The 18,838-nt window shown below is 51.6% G+C and carries 14 protein-coding genes; 5 read left to right on the top strand and 9 right to left on the bottom strand.

Annotated features, from left to right (window positions below):
• Positions 1-11: 11 nt before the first annotated feature.
• The 4 genes from BMZ51_RS13465 to BMZ51_RS13450 form a co-directional block, all read right to left on the bottom strand.
• A complete protein-coding gene (locus BMZ51_RS13465) occupies positions 12-1,388 on the bottom strand; it encodes an MFS transporter (RefSeq protein WP_068002179.1) in 1,377 nt (458 codons plus the stop codon).
• A 123-nt stretch (positions 1,389-1,511) separates the two neighbouring features.
• Complete coding sequence (locus tag BMZ51_RS24735; RefSeq protein WP_476748453.1) at positions 1,512-1,814, bottom strand: DUF2798 domain-containing protein; 303 nt, start codon at positions 1,812-1,814, stop codon at positions 1,512-1,514.
• A 46-nt stretch (positions 1,815-1,860) separates the two neighbouring features.
• Positions 1,861-2,397 (bottom strand): NADPH-dependent FMN reductase, encoded by a 537-nt coding sequence (locus tag BMZ51_RS13455; RefSeq protein ID WP_068002176.1) that lies wholly within the window; start codon positions 2,395-2,397, stop codon positions 1,861-1,863.
• Between the two features lie 32 nt (positions 2,398-2,429).
• Positions 2,430-3,122 carry a pirin family protein gene (locus BMZ51_RS13450; protein WP_068002173.1) on the bottom strand — a complete coding sequence of 231 codons (693 nt, stop codon included), beginning with the start codon at positions 3,120-3,122 and terminating at the stop codon, positions 2,430-2,432.
• 115 nt (positions 3,123-3,237) lie between these two features.
• Here BMZ51_RS13450 and BMZ51_RS13445 point away from each other — a divergent pair, with 115 nt between their 5' ends.
• The gene (locus BMZ51_RS13445; RefSeq protein ID WP_068002170.1) at positions 3,238-4,110 is read left to right on the top strand and encodes a LysR family transcriptional regulator; all 873 of its coding nucleotides are present in this window, start codon (positions 3,238-3,240) and stop codon (positions 4,108-4,110) included.
• Between the two features lie 98 nt (positions 4,111-4,208).
• Here the strand turns inward: BMZ51_RS13445 and BMZ51_RS13440 are convergent, their stop codons facing one another.
• On the bottom strand, positions 4,209-11,207 hold the full coding sequence (locus BMZ51_RS13440) for an apolipoprotein A-IV repeat region-like domain-containing protein (protein WP_068002167.1): 6,999 nt from the start codon (positions 11,205-11,207) through the stop codon (positions 4,209-4,211).
• Positions 11,208-11,590: 383 nt separating this feature from the next.
• On the opposite strand from BMZ51_RS13440, the gene BMZ51_RS24100 reads away from it, so the two are divergent.
• The 3 genes from BMZ51_RS24100 (at position 11,591) to BMZ51_RS13425 (ending at position 12,948) form a co-directional block, all read left to right on the top strand.
• A complete protein-coding gene (locus BMZ51_RS24100; protein ID WP_068002164.1) occupies positions 11,591-11,887 on the top strand; it encodes a hypothetical protein in 297 nt (98 codons plus the stop codon).
• 276 nt (positions 11,888-12,163) lie between these two features.
• The gene (locus BMZ51_RS13430; RefSeq protein ID WP_208979459.1) at positions 12,164-12,505 is read left to right on the top strand and encodes an Hpt domain-containing protein; all 342 of its coding nucleotides are present in this window, start codon (positions 12,164-12,166) and stop codon (positions 12,503-12,505) included.
• Between the two features lie 122 nt (positions 12,506-12,627).
• The gene (locus BMZ51_RS13425) at positions 12,628-12,948 is read left to right on the top strand and encodes a 2Fe-2S iron-sulfur cluster-binding protein (RefSeq protein WP_068002161.1); all 321 of its coding nucleotides are present in this window, start codon (positions 12,628-12,630) and stop codon (positions 12,946-12,948) included.
• Between the two features lie 69 nt (positions 12,949-13,017).
• Here BMZ51_RS13425 and BMZ51_RS13420 read toward each other — a convergent pair whose 3' ends face one another.
• Positions 13,018-14,235 (bottom strand): MFS transporter, encoded by a 1,218-nt coding sequence (locus tag BMZ51_RS13420; protein ID WP_068002158.1) that lies wholly within the window; start codon positions 14,233-14,235, stop codon positions 13,018-13,020.
• A gap of 106 nt (positions 14,236-14,341) precedes the next feature.
• On the opposite strand from BMZ51_RS13420, the gene BMZ51_RS13415 reads away from it, so the two are divergent.
• Positions 14,342-15,124, top strand: coding sequence for an AraC family transcriptional regulator (locus BMZ51_RS13415; protein ID WP_068002154.1), 783 nt, complete (start codon positions 14,342-14,344; stop codon positions 15,122-15,124).
• A 1-nt stretch (position 15,125) separates the two neighbouring features.
• Here the strand turns inward: BMZ51_RS13415 and BMZ51_RS13410 are convergent, their stop codons facing one another.
• The 3 genes from BMZ51_RS13410 to BMZ51_RS13400 form a co-directional block, all read right to left on the bottom strand.
• The gene (locus tag BMZ51_RS13410; RefSeq protein ID WP_208979458.1) at positions 15,126-16,832 is read right to left on the bottom strand and encodes a DUF3011 domain-containing protein; all 1,707 of its coding nucleotides are present in this window, start codon (positions 16,830-16,832) and stop codon (positions 15,126-15,128) included.
• Positions 16,833-17,012: 180 nt separating this feature from the next.
• A complete protein-coding gene (locus BMZ51_RS13405; protein ID WP_068002149.1) occupies positions 17,013-18,188 on the bottom strand; it encodes a vWA domain-containing protein in 1,176 nt (391 codons plus the stop codon).
• A gap of 70 nt (positions 18,189-18,258) precedes the next feature.
• A complete protein-coding gene (locus BMZ51_RS13400; RefSeq protein WP_068002147.1) occupies positions 18,259-18,783 on the bottom strand; it encodes a GrpB family protein in 525 nt (174 codons plus the stop codon).
• Between the last annotated feature and the right edge of the window lie 55 nt (positions 18,784-18,838).

Genomic DNA, 18,838 nt, shown 5'->3' with positions numbered 1-18,838 from the left:
ACAGATAAGGGTTAGTTTTTGATGCCGCTGCTACCCTCCGACTCTTTGGCAATCATAAAGAACAGCGCAAATAGGAAACTCAGGCCTAAGATACTTGAACCTGTGAAAAAGACAGCATCGTAAGTCTGTGTGAGTGAAAGTATCATACTGCTGACGGCGATTCCGATTGTGCCCCCCATAATTCTGGCTGTTCCAAAAATCCCGAGAACTTCACCGCGCTTGCTTGGGGTGGTCTGGTTCATGGTGAGGCGAACTGAGGGCACGTAACAAAAGGGCAAGGTTATGCCCCAGATAAATAAAACTGCCAATGTGGGATAAAGGAGGTTGTGCTGGATGCAGATGGCGGCTGCAAAAAGCGATGTGCCTGCAATGAAAAGACCTAGGAGGACCGGCCGTCGTGAACCATATTTATCGGCTATGCGACCGGCAAATGGCGCAGTTATTGGGGCTGCTGAAACGCATACGAATGTGGCTAACCCACTTTTCAGCGGTGAGAGTTCAAGAACCTTAACGCAATAGAGTGCGATGAAGATCGTTACTGTGAGCTTGCAGTATTGGGCCGCAAAAGTTGTTGTGCAGCATGCGGTAATCGATAGGTTTTTGAGAACTCTTACATCGATTAGCGGTGAGCGGGCTTTACTTTCAAACCAATAGAAGAAAGACAGCACCGCAAGACCTGTTGGAATGGCGGCGACTATTAATAGTTGGGCGCTCCCTCCCACTGGAGCTTCCATGATACCGTAAACAAACAAAAGCAAGCCGAAAAGCAACAGGCTCAGACCAAGCCAATCTTTCTCCTGTGTCTTTTTAGTGATAGGTGCGTGCGGCAAGATGAGAGCAATGGCGCACCAGATGGCAGAGATAAGGGGGACATTGAACCAGAATACCCAACGCCAGCTGGCATATTCGGTCAAAACCCCACCCAGCAGCGGGCCAAGAGCGAGGAAAGTCGTGCCGGTACTTGCCATAACACCAAGAGCCATGCCGTGTTGTTTGGCTGGAAAGGTTGCCGTAATCGTTGTTGCTACCACCGGGTAGAGCATGCCTGCGCCAAGGCCTTGACTGGCTCTTGCAATGATGATCATGATTTCCGACTGTGATGCTCCCCCTAGAAGACTGCCAATCAAGAAGAAGCTTCCGCCTAGTCCCACTAGGACGTGGAGCCCGTACATATCTCGCAGCTTTCCGCCAAGCGCCACTGAGCTTGAAAACACAAGCAGGTAGGCATTGATCACCCAGTGAGTTGCTGTGCGCGACAGACCCAGGTCTGACTGGATTGTTGGCAGGGCAGGACCAAATACAGATTCGTCCAGAAGGATCAGCGCCATAAGAGCGGAAACAAGGCCAAGGATGATCCAATTGCGAAAGCGGACGGGTATATCAAGCATAGGCTTCCTTCTTATCCTAAGCACCTCTTATAAAGACCGGCTTTGTGTTCAAGAGGTTAGCATTCGTTTTGCCAAAGATACTTTATTGTTAAGGGCCAAGCGTAACGTCTCATTGAACCGGGTTTAACACCATCTTACAAGCAGACCACTTGGGTATTGGTAAACGAAAGTGGCCTGCTGGCTTTCGCTTTGTGCCGTTGAAGCTTGAAGATTTGCGCCACTTCCTTCCCAATATTTTGCAACCCTAACATATACATTACGCAGACTTGATCTGGCGATCAGATCCAGAGTGAGTGCAATGGACCATGCGATTACGATCGGGTTGCCCCAAGTTGTAAGCCACGCGAGGGTGAAGCTGAGTTCTAGCCATGATAGAACGCCCGACAGCGCTGTAGACATGAAACCTGACATTATGAGGGTGTGCAGGATATTGGTTTTGACATGAGTTTAACGGAACAATTTCACCTCAAGATTAGGCTGGAATGGCTGCGAGTTGCTGCATGGTTGTGCGGAGTTCGTTTAAAGCTGTGGTGTCGTGCAGTTCATTGGTTTCTAGATTGAACTTATCGTAGAAGCTTCCTAGAGAAAGAGAGGCCTTTAATTCTGCTCCTAAAAACTGTGCGGATGTGACAGCCGAGTTCAAGACGCTGGAGGCACCACCTGGACCAGGGGAGGTTGAAAGAAACACCGCCGGCGTGTTTTGATAAACCTTCTGTTCGATGCGGCTTGCCCAGTCGTAAAGGTTTTTGTAAGCGGCGGTATATGAGCCATTGTGTTCTGCAAAGGAAATCACCAAGCCATCAGCCTCTGAGATTTTCGCTATGAAATCTTGCGCTGCCTGTGGGTGGCCGAGTTCTTTTTCCAAGTCTTCACTGAACAGTGGCAGGTCGAAATCGTTGATGTCCAGCACTTCAATCTGAGCATTGTCTACGAGTGAAGCCGCATAGGTTGCCAGCTTTTTGTTGATCGAGCTCTTGCTATTGCTTGCTCCAAAGGCGATCAGTTTCATGAGTTATCTCCGTATCTAAATGAGTCGGTTGCTTAGAATGTTTTGGTGAACTGGATGAGAACGAGACTGCATGGCGTATGGGTGACAAGGTCCAGCGCATCGCCCTCGATCAAGTCTCCTGATTTGAGCGATAGTCCATTTGCGGTTGCCTCTCCTTCGTAAAGGAAGGCAATAAAAGGATGATCGGTGGTCGCTTGTGAACCGTTTGGCAATAGGCCTACCTCACATGTCATGTTATTGGCGAACACGCTGTCGTCATGCCCTCCCAGCACTGTTGTCATCTTACCGGACTCCAGCTTGTACTCTTGGTAGCCAGGCTCAAGGTCATTTTCTGGTGGAGAGAACCAGAGCTGAACGAGATCAGCTTTTTCTCCATTCAAACTGAATTCGGCGTGCTCAATGCCGGTTCCCGCGCGTTGCACTTGGACGCCTGGGCCCTGAATTGTCGTCCCGTGACCCATTGTGCCTTCGTGGCCGACGGCGCCTTTTGGGATGAAGCTTACAATGTCTACGTTGCGATGCGGGTGAAGGGGCGCTCCGTCATCTGGTTTGAAGTGGCCCGTCGCCAGATAGAGAAAGTCTCCAAGACCGTGACTGATGTCTGTGCGTTCATTTGCGCTTTTCCATAGCTTGGGGTTTTGGACCATCCGGGTCTCAATGATGCCTGCAAAGCCCCCAAGCGGCAGGTCTTCGCGGTGGATAATACGTGTGTTGTTCAAGCTCATCTGCTTGGTTCCTTGTTGTCTGAAAAGAACCTAACCCTCATTTTGATATATTAATAACATTGTATTTTCACATAGATGATCTATTTTATAGATCGTAATGTTGGAGGGAAATGGAATGACGTTTGAGCAGTTGGTTGTGCTGGATGCAATTGTGAGTGCAGGGACGTTTCGGGGAGCGGCTGAGCATTTGAATAAGGCGCAATCTGCAGTCAGTCATATGCTGAAGAAACTTGAGGACGAGATCGGGTTTCAGTTGCTTTCACGTGAGGACTACCGCCCCAAACTAACTCCACGAGGTGAGGTCTTTTATCGACACTCCACGAGAGTTCTGCGCCGAATGCGGGACCTGAAATCAATCGCTCAGAATTTGAATTCCGACCATGAAGCAGAGGTGCTGCTTTCTGTCTCGTCAACTTATCAACTGCCACCACTTTTGAAGCTGATCGGGAAGCTGACATGCGAATTCCCAGCCACTCATATTCGCCTTTCACGCGATAGCATGGGTGGGCCGCTCGAGCGATTGCTCTCTGAGGAAGCACAGATCATCATTACCACGCTGGATGAGGTACCAATGGATCTGGTCGAAGCGGTTCCATTGACACCGATTACGATGCTGCCAGTTGCACACCGAGATTTTCCGGCTGCAGAGGACAATGGTTTTCGAACGATGGTTGAGATGCAAAACTATGTACAGGTCGTGGTCGCTGACAGTAGCCAGTCGAAAGAGCAAAGCCGAGGCCTGATGCCGGGAGGGTTACGTTGGACTGTTTCTGACTTTGCAACCAAGAAGGAGATCCTGTTGGAGAACATGGGGTGGGGTGGCATGCCTGACTACATGATCGAGAAGGAGCTGGAGCAGGGCACGCTTGTTGCGCTTAACGTTGAGGGCTATGCGGCAACCCCGGTGCTGCACTATGTGATGCGACGCAGGGACATACCAGCAGGGACCGTGGCGCAAGCCATATGGGAGCAGATTGCCAATCAGTAAAGACTGTCTCCACGTGTGACTTTAAAGCTCAAGCTAACCAACAAAAAAGGCTCCTGAAAATTCAGGAGCCTTTTTTGATTTTAAGTGTCTATTGCAGCTTAGTCGAAGCGACCACTTGCATGTGCCAGCATGGTGTAGACCTTGCCAGTATCAGAGGTCAGGTACGTCTGACCAAGCTGATTGTCGCTGTCGCTTCTGGAGACCTGGGAGAGAAGTTGCTCGAAGTCCTGAATGTAGCGCTCTACTGCGCTGCGGAATTCAGGATCACGACCATATTTCTGACGGATCTCGTCGAAGGTTTGCTGACCTTGCAGTGTGTACAGGCGGCGTGTGAAGACATCACGTTCGCCGCGCTTGTAGCGCTCCCACAGATCAACGAAGGTTTCATGATCAACGGCTCTTGCAATGTCCATGCTGAGCGAGTTGAGGGATTCCACCATGTGCTGAGGTGTGCGGGCGTTTGAGGTATCGCGTAGTGGTGCGCCCATACCCTCTTCATCATCTGATGCGCGGCGGAGCAGGTCACTGATCCAACCCTTGGACGTGCCGCCTGCTTGCGGTGCTGGTGCGGCCTGTGCCCGCTTTACACGAGGCGCAGGTGCTTCCATACGGCGAGGGGCCGGTGCCATGCGTGCTGGCTTTGCATTAGATGCTGCAACCTGCTGCAAGGTTGGTGCTTCGGTTGCTGCATACTGAGCCCCAGCTGTCACTGCAGCAGGAGCTGCGGTAACGGTACGGTTAGGTTCAGCTGGTGTCGACACATCAAACTGAGAGGACTGGCGAGACACGATAGTGGAGAGTTCTTCCAGTGCCTTCACCTGTTCGCTCACGATACGGCGCAGTGCAGAGGTTGATGCTTCTGCTTCATCTGGCAGAGCCAGAATGCCTGCGTTGAGCTCGCTGCGGGTTGCTTCCAGTTCCTGATGGACGGAGCGTGCCACATCGCGCATGCGTGCGGTTGCATCTGTAAAGCGCTCGGATGCTTCTGTGACTGTTGCCTTCATGTCATGAAGGACTTCATCATGAGCGGTACGAACCGCATCACGAGCCTTCTGCCCTTCAAGGCCAGCAGTCATGCGCATGCTTTCAAACTGCTCTGTCACAGATTTGGTTGCCGCTTCTGCAGCGGCGCGGAGCATGCCTGATACTTCGCGTGCCTTGTCGTCTGCAACTTCCAGCGTATCGCCGAGAGTGTTGGTGTAGTTGGCCATAAGTTGCTCGACGCCCTGTGTCTTCTGGATGAGGGTGTCTGCAACCATCTCGATCGCCATACGGCGGTCTGTGAAGCGGCTGTCCACGTGGTTGTTTGTTGCTTCCAGATCAGAGATAGCCTGACCAAGGAGCTGGTTCTGATTTTCCATCCGGCCTGCAATTTTAGCAGCGTCCGCCAGCACAGTGTGTGTTGTGTTGCGGAGCTGGCCGACCTGAGCCTCGATGGTTGCGTTAGCGGCCTCAGTCTCGGTTACAGCGCGATCAATTGCTGTTCTGAACTCACCTGCGCGGTTGGCAAGGTTGGTTTCAACTTCAGACAGATTTTCGCTTGCAGAAGAGAGAATCTGACGGAGGTTGCCGTTGGAGGCGTTCAAACGTGTCAGGATCTCGGAGACATCTGTTTCCAGACGTTCTTTGGTTCCTGTCATGACGTTTACAGCCATACGGGTGCGGTCTTCGATGGTGTTGCCGATGCCATCGATCGTCTGGGTCAATGCTTCGGTTGCGACTGCACCTTGGCGTGTGACGTTCTCCGCGACCTCATGCCCTTTGGTGGAAACTGCATTGAGGAGGGCATTCATGTCAGACTGCATCCGTTCACGGCTGTCATCCAGACGTGTGGTTGCAATGTTGCTGCGTTCGTCGATGACGGTCGCAATTTTTTCACCAGCTTCAACGAGATCGCGGGTTGCCTGCAATCCGTTTTGTGCAAAGCGGTCAGAAACTTCGCGACCCTTCACGGTCACTGCATCAAGAATTGCACTCTGCACTTCGTTGACACGGGTCGTGAGGTCATGGGCGCGGGTTTCAATTGCAGTGATAAGTTCGCTGCCGTCCTTGCCGATGATTTCGGACAGTTGAGCTGAGCGGCTGCCGAATGCATCGTTGAGGTTTTCTGCTTTCGCAAGAAGCTCGTCTGCTACAGATTTAACGCGGGTGGACAAGGTGCCTGCTGCTTCTTCGATGGTGTTGAAGACGCGGGTACGAACCTCATCTGTTTCACCAGCCAGGAGCCTGCGAACATCTTCTGCAGATTCTGCGAGGATCGTTTTGGAACGTTCGCTTTCTGCAGACAGGCGACCGGTAACCAGTTCGATGGTTTGTGACAGGTCACCACGTACCTTGTCGCTCTCGCCTGTCAGTGCACCAGACATTTCTGCCAGGGTTGCAGTGTACATGGCGCGTGCGTTTTCGCTTTCCACTGCAAGGGCGTTTGCGGCCTGTGCAACGGTGGACAGAACGCGCTGTGCAACCTCGTCGCCTTCCTTCGTGAGCGTGCCTCGAACGGTTGCCATCGCGTCGGATACTGCGGAGGCTGCTTTTTCGCCTTCGCCTTCCAGAGAGTTGCGGGCTTGGCCGATTGAGTTGGAGACGATCTCCTGAAGGCGTTCGCCTTCCTTGCTCAATGTACCGGAAAGCTGCTCTACGCTGCTGACAACCTTCTCGGTTGTGAGATCGCGTTCTTGTGCAAGGCGATCAGAGGCTTGACCAACAACTTCAAGGATAAGGTCGCGTACACGAGTACTCTCAGAGCCAAGGGAGGTTGTTGCTTCTGCCATTGCGCTTGTGAGCGTGGTGGCTGCCTTCTCGCTTTCGTCTCCCATTGTAGAGGAGATGGCTTCGAGACGATCTGTGAGGATTGTTTCGAGAGCTTTGGAACGGTTGTCGAGAGTTTCGGCAACTTCGAAGACTTTGGAGCCGAGTGATACGTTGATCTCTGCAACCTGCTCGGACAGAGCGTCTGTAAGGTTTTTGGACTGCTGTACGATGATGCTGCCAGCTTCTTCCAGACGGCTGTCGAGCGCTTCGTTGATCTCGGTTTGGCCCTCGTGGAATGCCTTAGCAATTTCACGGGTGCGAGTAACCAGTGTTTCTGAGATCTGCTTGGCGCGGGCGTCGAGTGCGCTGTCGATGCGCTCAGTTCCAGTGGACAGGGAGTCAGCCAAGTGTTCAGCACGGTCGGAAATGACAGTTGCTGCTGCTTCAACTTTATCGCCCACGGCCTGATCGAAGGTGGATAGGCTCGATGAGATTGTCTCTTCGATGGCTTCGCTGCGCTGTGCGAGGATTTCGCCGATTTTTTCTGCGCGATTGGAGAGGGAAACCCCAACCTGTTCCACACGTTCGGAAAGATTGACCGCGATAAGGTCGGTGCGATCCTCCAGAATTTTCGAGATCGACTGAGTTTTCTCTTCCAGAGTGCTGGCAATGATGCCGGTACCCTGTTCGACAGCGTCGGCCAGCTTGTTGGTGCGGCTTTCGATGGTTTCTGTCAGTGCAACAGCACGTGTATCGAAGCTCTGCTCGAACGTATTTGTGCGTTCTTCGAGTTTTTCATCCAACGTCTGAATGCGGCTGTCGAAGGAAGCGCCCAGGTTCTGGCTGCGCAGATCAAGGGACTGAACAAGGTCGGACCCGTTCTCAGTAACCACTTGCTCCAGTTCTGCAAGGCGGCTTGCCAAACCATCGTTGAGTGCGCGACCACGAATGTCGAGCGTCTCAGTGATGCGATCACCGATCTCGTTCAGATCAGCTGTGACGCGTTCACCGCGAGAGCCGATGAGGTAGGCCAGTTCAGTACCGGTGTCAGCCAGTTTATCAGCCAGTTCTTCAGTCCGCAGACCAAGGGCACCGGTGATGTCAGCTGTGGTGCTTTCCAGCGCAGTTTTGAAGACGGAAGTTTGAGTGCTGATTGTTTCAGCAACTTCAGCACCGCGTTCTGCAAGACGTTGATCCAGCTCAGCGCCGTTGATTGTGATGCTCTCGTAAATCTGGGTGCTGACAGCGCCAAGGCGATCAGCCAATGCACCGCCGCTGACGGTGATTGTTGTACCCAAAGTGTTTGCAGTTTCGTCAAGACGCGTTGCAATGTCGCCGCCACGTAGTGACAGATCAGCAATGATGCTCTCACCAGCGCCACGAAGGACTTCGGAGACCTCTGTGGAGCGGTGGGACAAGGTTTCGATGAAGTCGGTACACTGGATAGCAATTGCATCGTTGATCTCGCGACCACGGTTGGCAATGCCGTCTGCAGCCTGCTCGCCGGTTGCGCGCAAGGCTGTATCCAGATTGGTAACACGTTCATCAACAACGCCCATCATCTCTTCTGTGCGTCCGGTGATCGTATCGATCAGGCGGCCACTTGTAAGAGACAGGTTGGCATTGATTTCTTCGCCGCGGGTAAGGATCTCGTCGGTGAGGCGAGTACTTGCGGTCGAGAAGTGATCAGTGATGCCGGTAATGGACGTTTCTAGAGTGTTATGCAGTTGCGCGTTTGAATTTCCAAACTGCTCTGCAACCGAGGTTACTGTCAGGTTCAGTGTGTCTGTAAGCTGCGCATTTGCAGTGTTTACAGTATCGCTCAAGCTACCAATGCCGCTGTTTAGCGTGGTGGAGATCTGAGACGAGGCCGAGTTGACTGTTTCGCTGAGGTTGCAGACGCCGCTGTCGAGAGTTTCGGAGATCTGTGCCTTTGCACCGGTAACAGTTTCGCTCAGGCTTGATACACCGCCTTCCAGAGCCTCTGAAATGTTGGCAGTTGCGCCGCTAACAGATGCTGTGAAGTTGCTGGCGCTTGATTCCAGTGTTTCTGTCAGATGAGATGTCGCACCGTGTACGCTCTCATTAAGGTTGGTTACGCCGCTTTCCATTGTCTCGGCAATGGCAGAGGTTGTGCCAGACACAGTCTGCGACAGAAGCTCTACACCGCTATCAAGAGACTGAGAAAGCTCGCCACTGACGCCATCCACTGTACGTGTGATGGTTTCAACGCTGCCCTTGAGTGTTTCTGTAAGGTTGTCGTTGGCTGTCGCGATTTTCTCAGTGACTTCGTTAGAGGTGCTGAGAAGCGTTGTTGTCAGCTCGGATCCGGCGTTTTCGACACTTTGGTTGATGGAAACAACACCAAGGGTCATTGTTTCGTTCAATGTGTCGTTCGCGCTGTTGATCTGGTCTGTAACGGCAGCCGTTGTACCTGTCAGGGTTTCGTTGAGCTGTTGGCTTGCACCGGAAACGCTCTCGGTCAGCGTAGCAACGCCGGAGTTTAGCGTGTCGACAATCAGAGTGCTTGCGTGCTCAGAGACTTCACTGATGGACTGTACAGATGTGTTGAGCGTGCCGGTGAGGGCCGTGTTCGCTTCAGTGATCTGTTCAGTTACGGTCGAAGAGGTGATCACAAGGGTCTGTGTCAGCTCTGAGCTGGTTTCTGAAACGCTGCTTGTGAACTCAGAAAGACCTGTGGTCAGAATTGAGTTGAGCTCTGTGTTTGCTGCAGAAATCTGACCAACAACGGCACCAGAAGTGGTAACCAGCGTTTCTGTAAGCTGGCTGCTTGCGCCGGTGAATTGGTTGGTTACAGAGGAGACAGTCTCTTCGATAGATGCAGTCAGCTCAGTGCCCTGAGCCTGTAGCGCACCTCTCATTGCTTCTGTCTGACCAGTGATGGTCGCAGACAAATCAGCGCCAGCAGCGCCCAGAGTTGCGTTAAGAGCTTCTCCGCGTTCAGCAAGCAATTCGCTAATTTCGTTGCCGTGAGCGGACAGGCCGGCGACAATCTCGGTTCCTGTGGTGGACAGGGAAGAGGTAATTTCGTCGCTGCGGCTTGCCAGGTTTTTGACAAGAGTTTCTGAGGTTTCTGACAGGCGTGAGTTCAGGTCCGAACCACGATCTGTCAGGTTGTCGATAAAGGAACTTGCAGTAGAGGAGAACTCTTCATTAATGGAAGAGCTACGTTCATGCAGGGTTTCTGAGAGTTTGCTACCGGTCTCGGAGAGTGTCTCGACCAGTTCAGACCCAGTTGATGTCAGGCGTTCGACATAATCATCAGAGCGAACGGTCAGCGAGGAGACCATATCGCTTCCAGCTTCTGTAAAGCTGTCGGTGACTTCAGAGACGCGAGTTTCAATCTTGCTCGTCATCTGCTCAAGCGTGGCATCGATCGAACCGGTGAGGCGTTCCCGGGCGCGATCTACTGAGGAGGCGAATTCCTCAGATGTGTTTGCGAGCTGTGAGGCAAGGTTTTCATGAGAGCCGGAGATGGTTTCGCGTACCAGTTCGGCATTGGCCTGAATGGCTTCGCGCTGGCTCACGAGTTCCTCTACAAGACGGCGGATTTTCAGTTCGTTATCATTATAGGAGTTCTCTAGGGAAGAGACCTCCTTATGAATGAGCACTTCCAGCTCGCTGGCACGTGCAATGGCGCGTTCAATGCCATCACCCATTGCAGCGGCTTCGCGGCGGATTGCCTGACCGACGTTCAAAATGCTCTCTTTGGCAACATCTTCTGGTTCAGCCAGTCGCAGAGCAACTTCTGTCATACCCCTTGCGACGTTGCGCATTTCCTGCGCGCGCCAGAACATAAGAGCCATGACCCAGGCAAATGCGATTGGGACAACAATAAAGACGGAGATAAGAACGAGGGTTGGGTTATCAAATACGCCAGCAAAAGAAGACGACTTTTCCAGTTGAGCAGAAAAGGAACCCCAAGACATTGCCAGGCCAAGGCTTGCCCAAACAACGGAGACTGCAAATGAGAACCAGAACGGAGCTGCGGAGGGCTTGCGCTGCAAGGCAAACATCAATGAACCGATAGACTGACGGTCATCGTTGCTTGCTGTTGGCGGACGGCCACCACGACCACGCTTGCGAACCTGCCTAGGAGCCTGATCCTCTTCTACAAGCTGCGCCAGCTTTTTGTCGGAGGAAGGTGCGGTTGTGGCAGCCTCCTTCGCCTGGCTGGCAGACATTTGCGGAGCATCTGCAACCTTGGTGTCCTGTTCGCCGGATAAAATCGACTCTTGTGGAGCGCCAAAATCCGCCTGAAGGGCTTCTTCTACCGCTGACAGAGCCACTTCCGATGGTGCTTTCGCCTTCGGGGTGTTCGCCATATCTCGCCTCGCGTCCGTACTCTCTACTTGCCGGTCGTCAGCACATGATTACGCCTTTTGTGCCAGCGCCGTCACCGCAAGGTGTTTGCCCGTATCGAAAGCATTCCTCCCAAACAAGAACGCACTCCAAACAAAACGTAATGGCCCCATAGAATCCAACGGCTCTGAACGAGAGCACTGTTGAACTTCTAGGGCCAAAAACAGGGAGTTTTAAGAATCAAAGCGACCCGTTAAGATTAACGGTGCATTAAGATTTAGATTTCCCCACCTTGCAGCTACCCTTAACCTAATGGCACAATCCGGTGGACTGTACAACAGAAGTAGCCGTGATTTTTAGGTGCCCTACGATAAGTCACAGGCAGCATTTTTGGGGGGAACTCTCTATGAGTAATCGCGATAATTCTCCAGTCAGTTCTAAAGGGATCGACCGGCCGAGTCCTACGCAACTCAAATGGTTAAGGCGAGGTCTTAACGAAGCAGGTGGAAAGTTACCGCTGTTTGATGAGAGTGGGCGACAAGTGCCAGCAGCGACCGTGCGGGTGTGCGTTGCGGCAGGGTGGGCGGAGCCTTGGTTTTCCAACCCGTTGAAGCCTGAATGGCTTGTTTGTAAGCTCACAGAAAAGGGTCGTGAGGTGCTGGGGCGGGATAATAATTCGAAAAATCTTGTTAACCATTTTTAACAGAGCATCTTGTCAATGTTAACTTATGGTGGCAGTGAAGGTTGCTTGCGAGTTGGCGAGTCTAGATTTGAATCTGGGCGCTAGGATATTGTTAACCATAAAATATAAACCTGTGTTTTCATGTGGGGAATAGATTCTGTAGCCCAAGGGAATTAAGGGGCAGAGTCGCCGCTGAGTCATTGCTGCGGCGCGTTTTGAATTACGCAAGCGAATCAACTTTCCGAATATAACGATAACTTTGAGTCACTTGGCTGTGTTTGGAGGTGTGGCATTAACATGGCTGCGGAACTACATAAATTTACAGGCTCCATATGTAGGGAGCACTTCTTTGCGGTGACATTTGATGACCCAGATTTGCAAGGACAATTGCTAGAGGTGTTTGGTCAGCAGCTCGAGGATTTCCGTCGGGGCCTATTCGCGACGTCGAACTCTGAGTCTTTTTTGCGGCGGCTGCATCGCCTCAAAGGCTCAGCGCTTGGGGTTGGGGCATTTGCATTCGCGGATGCGCTGGAGGCTGTTGAACAAGCGAGCGTTCATGGGAGTGCACCTAAGCTGGACCTTGTAAATGCCTGCCTTGAGGCCGTCACTAAAGACGTGGAGACCCTGCGTAAACTATGAGTGAACCACTGGCTGTGCTGCTTCGCCTGATAGGCCTTTACCAGAAGTTCTTGAATAGCAGCGCGCCTGCCTGTATCTGATGACATCAGAATAAGTCAATCAGGGTCGGGACGACTTTCAATATGCCAAAGATTACTTTCATCACCTCATCAGGTGAAAGCCATGATGTGGATGCTGCTGCTGGTTCTACCGTTATGGAGAACGCAATAAAGAACATGGTTCCTGGAATCGAAGCAGAGTGCGGTGGTGCATGTGCCTGCGCGACCTGTCATGTCTACGTAGATGCTGCGTGGAACGACAAGACAGGGGAGCCTGAGCCTATGGAAGAAGATATGCTGGACTTCGCTCAGGATGTTCGTGACACATCGCGCTTGTCCTGCCAGATCCGCGTGACAGATGCGCTGGACGGCCTCGTGGTTCATATTCCCGAGAACCAGAGTTAATTACGCTTTATAGCGAACAAAAAAGGCTGGCTCTTAGGGCCAGCCTTTTTTGTATATACGTTGATTTTGTTATTCTGCGGCAAGAGGTTGTTGCTTTGATGCGGCAACCCAGACTGTCTCATTGCCTGGTTCTGGGTGGCGCGGGATCATCCGGCTCAGGATCAGGCTGATGGAGGCCATCGCAGCGCCTGCGATGAACACGAGAGTGGGCGAGAAAAGCCAGATCGTCCCGAATACCACTGGTATCACCACGGCTGCGATATGGTTGATTGTGAAATCAACTGCGGAGGTCGGGGCAATGTCTGCAGGCTCCGCGACCTTCTGGAAATAGGTCTTCATTGAAATTGCCATGGCAAAGAATGCATGGTCGATGACATAAAGCGCTCCAGCCACGTACACATTCGTTACGAATGCGTAAGCCATGAAGACAATGATCAAGCCGATGTATTCGCAGGTGAGGGCTGTACGTTCGCCGACCTTGCCGATAAAGGCGCCGATTTTCGGAGCAAGGATCATATTTATTGCTCCATTGAGCAAGAACAGGCCTGCTACGTGGTGCACTTCATAGTCAAAGCGCTCTACCATGAGGAAGCCAGCGAAGACGGTGAAGATCTGGCGACGGGCTCCGCTCATAAAGGTGAGGGCATAGTAAAGCCAGTAGCGCTTGCGCAAGATGAGTTTCTTGTGCTGTTCAACCGCTGCCTTGTATTTGGGAAATGCAAGAGCAGCAAAGAGCGTTAATGCCATGCCAGCAAGACCAGCCCACAGGAACACATCTTCATATGTCAGGTTGAATGCTTTCCAGCTGACCAGTATCAGCCCGTAAACGCACAAAGACGCCAGTGAAGAAACAGCAAGAATTTTACCAAGCAGCTGAGGGGCTTGTTCTTTGGGTAGCCACTGCAAAGACAATGACTGTTTGAGTGTTTCGTAATAGTGAAACCCAAAGGACATGATGAGCGTGGTTGCATAAAAGCCAATTGCTGATGGGAAGTAACCAGTAATCGCGATGCCAAAGCCCATCAATGCCAATGAGATGAGGGCGAATGTCTGCTCTTTGAAGATCAGGAGCATAAAGATCACGGTGAATGCCAAAAGGCCTGGAATTTCCCGGATGGACTGCTGGATACCAATCTCCTGACCAGTGAACCCAAGCGTGTTGACTGCGAAATTATTGACAAGGTTCCACCACACAGAAAATGAAAGCTGGGAGGCAATGGTGACAACCAGAAGAAATACAAAGGGGGAGCGCCAGTTGGCGCGGATGTCTTGGATAATGGTGAACATGGGCTTCAATCTTATGAGTGACTTCAGAATTAAATAAGAGAAATCTTTACTTACGTGTTAGTACTAGTTTGCCAAAAAATATCGCTGAATCGCCAAAGGACTTTTGATGCCAATTCATGAAGATGTTTATACCGCGCCTCAACATGATCTCCCTCAGCCTATCGTTGCTTATGCGGAAGACAGACTTCTGGGTGAAGCAGGGAGAGATCACTCTCACATTCGCGGGCAGCTGGTTCATATTGTGCAAGGTTCTGTTACGGTTTTTACCGAGGAGGGAACGTTTGTTGCCCCGCCTGAGCGGGCTCTCTGGATACCTGCTGGTATGACGCATAAGACCGTTTACCCCGCAAAAACCCGGTTTCGCAGCTTGTACATGAAAGAGGCCTTGTTGGGGGCTTTGCCTCCCAAACCTGTGGTCATTCAGGTGACGCCGCTGCTTAAAGAGCTTATTCAGGAGTTGATGGCAGCACCGAGAAATTACGCACTTGATGGGCCAACAGCGCGGATTGCCGGTGTTATCATGGATCAGCTGCAGTGCCTGCCAGATGCGCCATTGCAGTTGCCAATGCCGGTAAATCATGAGCTGTTGAAAGCGCTGTGCAGGTCAATTACTTCCTGTCCCGCGCATTTGCCAAGTTTGGCAGAGGCTTCACAGCGAACACAAATGTCGCAACGCACTTTTGAGCGCCGGTTCTTTGATGAAACGGGTTGGAGCTATCGAAAATGGTGTGGGCAGGCGAAACTGTTTCGTGCCTTGGAGCTTCTTTCAGCTGGGCGCAGCGTTGGTGATGTTGCTCATAAACTTGGGTATGAGGGGGCTAGTCCCTTTATTTCCAAGTTTCGCAAGGCCTTTGGTACGACACCTGGAAAGTACTTTAATACTCAATAACTCATCGGGTGTTGCCACAGGCGCGGACAAAGTCGGGAACAGCCTTTGCGCTGCCTTTCAGGCTGATATTGTAAATTCCATAACCGCCAAGGTTGACTTTTAATGTGTTGTCATGCGTCAGGCGGTTCCACAAAGAAGCGTCGTTGCTAAGTTTGAGAAGTGGCAGCGGAACCCCTGTTTCTGGCTCCAGCGCGCTCCCTAAGCCGACATAGCTTTCTGTAAAGCGGCTTGTTGCCAGAGAAATGAGCAAGCTGTCACCTTGCTGTAGGTTTGGCACCGTTTTCTGGAACATAATTTCTATGTTCCCACTTCCGGTGAGGCAGCGTGCATAAAAATCTATGTCGTCGGTTTTTGGTACGCCGTGCACCAGTACTGCCGCTTTGTCATCTTGTTCGCCAACAGGTAGTCCTGCTGCCCAGACATAAGAGCCATCAACGCCATCTTGAGAGGCAGCCTCTTTTGAGAACGTATCTGGGTTAGGAAGCAGATCCTGTGTGATTAAATCGCTGTTTTGCTCATGAAACACAAAATGCTGAGCGGTTCGTCCGCTCCGGTTCAATGCACATGAAAAGTTGAATGGGACATAAAGCCCGTGATGCTGATAGACGCCGCGCCCTGCAAGTTTGTCGCCTGTCCGCACCAGTACCGGCTTTTGGTTCAACTGCTGGTTTTCAAAGGTGCCAAGCCCCAAATACAAAAGTGGCCGCTCATTCAGTGAGTTCTTGCTGGCAATGATCTTGCTGCCAAGCTTTGAACAGGCACCCCGAGCTTTCCATAATGGTTCAGCGACATTGAGGAACAGGTCATCGTTGGGCGCAATCTGGCTATTTTTTAGAGGTGGTAGGTCCTGTGTCACAACTTGTGTTGGCGGAGCTGCCTGAGGAGATGATCTATCTTGCTTGGGCTTATAATAGCACGCTTTTTTTGAGGATGGTGCTGGATCCCCAAACGTGCTTGTTCGGCAGTGAACGTTTCCTTCGGCACTTCTTTCATAAAAAGCACCAGGTCTTCCGAAGCGAACTTTGGTTGCGAAAGGCAGTTTACAGACTTGGAATTCCAATGCGCATTTCCGCCAACCGTCTTTCGTAAACTCGGGAAGCTTAGGTATCGGAGTGACCACCCCGCGTGGGATTGTCGGCGTTATGTATTTTTTGACGGAAGAGGAGCTTGCGGTGATTGTATTTTCGGTTTTACGTACATACGGCTTGTTGCCAACATAAAAAATGCCTGCACAGCCTTTATCCGTCCATATTGCGGAAGGAACAACGCCCCAGCTTTCGTTCAGTTTACACAGTGCTGTGGAGGTTTGGCGCAGCAGCTGGACGTAGTTGCGATTGGCGTTGGAGACCGTGCACTTGGTGTAGCTTGCGTCGTCGGAGGCGCATATAACCACGTTGGAGCCGTCCAGGCGGTCTGGCGTATTGGTTACATGGTTTGCCGTTGAAGGCCGGTGTGTTGGATCACTGCGATGGATGTTGTCGCCACCTGGCTCCCTGGTGAGGGTGTTCGTCAGGCAATCAATAAATTGAGGGCTATCCAATGCAGCGTCGGTTTTATCCAGGCAGCTTTCGATGATGAGATCTGGAATAACTGAGTTGATCAGAGGAATAGGGGTTGCATTGGCGTTGCCTGCAAGGAGCCCTGCAATCAGGGCAATCGCGCCCGCTGCTTTCCTTGTGAACAGGTGCCGCATAATAGATTTGCTCACAGCATAGCCTCTCTTAGCTCATCTGATGCATTTGATGCTTAACGCAACCAGCTTGCGCCCAGCTGAAAGCAATTGCGTATTCCTGTCCCACACGCTCTAACCGCGCTGGTGGTGCTGTCTAAAACTCAAAACCGTTGCAGTCTAGCTGTAAATTTATGATGGCTGCCGTGTTGCAGCGTATCAGCGCACAAGTTCCTTCATGGCGGAATCCAAGCCTTCCAGAGTGAGCGGATACATGCGCTGGTCAAACAGTTCCTTCATCATGCCGATAGAGTGGGTGTAATCCCAATGTTGTTCTTTAACGGGATTCAGCCAGACGGCTCTTTGGTAAAGGTCTGTAAAGCGCTTGATCCATGCCTGCCCGGGTTCTTCATTCCAGTGTTCGACAGAGCCGCCGGGATAGGTGATCTCATAGGGGCTCATTGAGGCGTCGCCAACAAATATCAGCTTGTAATCGCTTGGGTATTTATGCAGCACATCCAATGTGTTGATCCGCTCTGTATGCCGGCGGTTGTTCTTCTTCCATACAAATTCATAGAGGCAATTGTGAAAGTAGAAATACTCCATCACCTTGAACTCGGTTTTGGTCGCTGAAAACAGCTCTTCGCACACTCGGATATGGTCATCCATTGAGCCGCCAATATCAAAGAAGAGCAGTACCTTAACCGCATTGCGCCTTTCAGGGCGCATCTGAATATCAAGCAGACCTTTATGAGCGGTCGACTTAATGGTGTTGTCCAGATCCAGCTCGTCAGCGGCGCCGGTTCGGGCAAATTTTCTCAGGCGTTTGAGCGCTACTTTGATGTTCCGTGTGCCCAGTTCAACCGTGTCGTCCAGATCTTTAAACTCGCGTTTGTCCCAGACCTTAACTGCGCGGCGATGACGGCTGCCATCTTGACCAATACGAATGCCTTCAGGGTTGTAACCATAGGCACCAAAGGGAGATGTGCCACCGGTACCGATCCACTTACTTCCGCCTTGGTGGCGTTCTTTTTGCTCTTCAAGCCGTTTTTGAAGTGTTTCCATAAGCTTTTCGAAGCCACCCATGGATTCGATTAGCTGCTTCTCTTCCTCGGTGAGGTGTTTTTCAGTCAGCTTGCGCAGCCATTCCTCTGGTATTTCGGCGGTTGGCACTTCGCTCATTAGATCCAGGCCGTTGAACGTGTGCCCGAAGACCCGATCAAACTTGTCCAGATTGGATTCATCTTTAACCAATGTTGCGCGTGCAAGGAAGTAGAAGTCCTCAACGCGTTTATAGGCGAGGTCAGCATCCAAGGCGTCCATAAGCGTCAGGTATTCGCGCACGGAAACAGGTAGGCCAGCGGATTTTAGCTCTTCGAAAAACTGAATAAACATAGGGGCAGATTATGCGAAGGGGAGGCTTCCTGTCGAGTGCCAATTGAGACCTTAGGCAAAAGCATAAGGATCAATAGGCGCCTCTTGCCCAGTCAATTGCTTTAGCTAAATGAAGTTCAACAAAATCGTTCTTTCCTTCACGGTACCCGTCAACGTCTCCGTTTACAGCCAGCGCGGTCTTTTTCTTGAGATGAGCATACTTCTCGCGCACTTGCGGATGAGCCTTTAAATAATCGCGAAACGCCAAGTGTCGATAGACGTGAGGGTCTCCGGTTTTGAAGGCATGAAGGTGATGGGTGCGATCATCTCCTCCTTTTTCAAAGTAGCGCCGCCCTTCAATGCCGTACTCTCCTTTAGCAACATACCCAATATTGGCCAGCTCTGCGCTCTGAGCATCTAGTGCCTTGATGTCTGAGACTTCTAGCAGAATATCTATGATCGGCTTTGCAGCAAGGTAAGGTACGGATGTGCTGCCGATATGATGCATGTCCTCAACGATTTCACCAAGAAGATCGCGCAGGACCTTTTGCTCCTGATCAAAGTCTTCTGGCCATTGGTCGTTCGCGTCTACCACTTTCACCCTGCGTGTAATCATCACCGTGCCTGTTTCCTGTACTGCGTAAGAGCAGAGCTTACTACGCACAACGCAA

Origin of the sequence: Pseudovibrio axinellae, assembly GCF_900110875.1 — a bacterium.
Classification (GTDB): domain Bacteria; phylum Pseudomonadota; class Alphaproteobacteria; order Rhizobiales; family Stappiaceae; genus Pseudovibrio; species Pseudovibrio axinellae.
This window is presented reverse-complemented; position numbering and strand designations above follow the sequence as displayed.

Coding starts and splice junctions, on each gene's coding strand:
- BMZ51_RS13400 (WP_068002147.1), bottom strand. CDS start 18,783: ATGATTACACGCAGGGTGAAAGTGGTAGACGCGAACGACCAATGGCCA.
- BMZ51_RS13425 (WP_068002161.1), top strand. CDS start 12,628: ATGCCAAAGATTACTTTCATCACCTCATCAGGTGAAAGCCATGATGTG.
- BMZ51_RS13450 (WP_068002173.1), bottom strand. CDS start 3,122: ATGAGCTTGAACAACACACGTATTATCCACCGCGAAGACCTGCCGCTT.
- BMZ51_RS13445 (WP_068002170.1), top strand. CDS start 3,238: ATGACGTTTGAGCAGTTGGTTGTGCTGGATGCAATTGTGAGTGCAGGG.
- BMZ51_RS13440 (WP_068002167.1), bottom strand. CDS start 11,207: ATGGCGAACACCCCGAAGGCGAAAGCACCATCGGAAGTGGCTCTGTCA.
- BMZ51_RS13415 (WP_068002154.1), top strand. CDS start 14,342: ATGCCAATTCATGAAGATGTTTATACCGCGCCTCAACATGATCTCCCT.
- BMZ51_RS13405 (WP_068002149.1), bottom strand. CDS start 18,188: ATGTTTATTCAGTTTTTCGAAGAGCTAAAATCCGCTGGCCTACCTGTT.
- BMZ51_RS24100 (WP_068002164.1), top strand. CDS start 11,591: ATGAGTAATCGCGATAATTCTCCAGTCAGTTCTAAAGGGATCGACCGG.
- BMZ51_RS13430 (WP_208979459.1), top strand. CDS start 12,164: ATGGCTGCGGAACTACATAAATTTACAGGCTCCATATGTAGGGAGCAC.
- BMZ51_RS13420 (WP_068002158.1), bottom strand. CDS start 14,235: ATGTTCACCATTATCCAAGACATCCGCGCCAACTGGCGCTCCCCCTTT.
- BMZ51_RS13455 (WP_068002176.1), bottom strand. CDS start 2,397: ATGAAACTGATCGCCTTTGGAGCAAGCAATAGCAAGAGCTCGATCAAC.
- BMZ51_RS13465 (WP_068002179.1), bottom strand. CDS start 1,388: ATGCTTGATATACCCGTCCGCTTTCGCAATTGGATCATCCTTGGCCTT.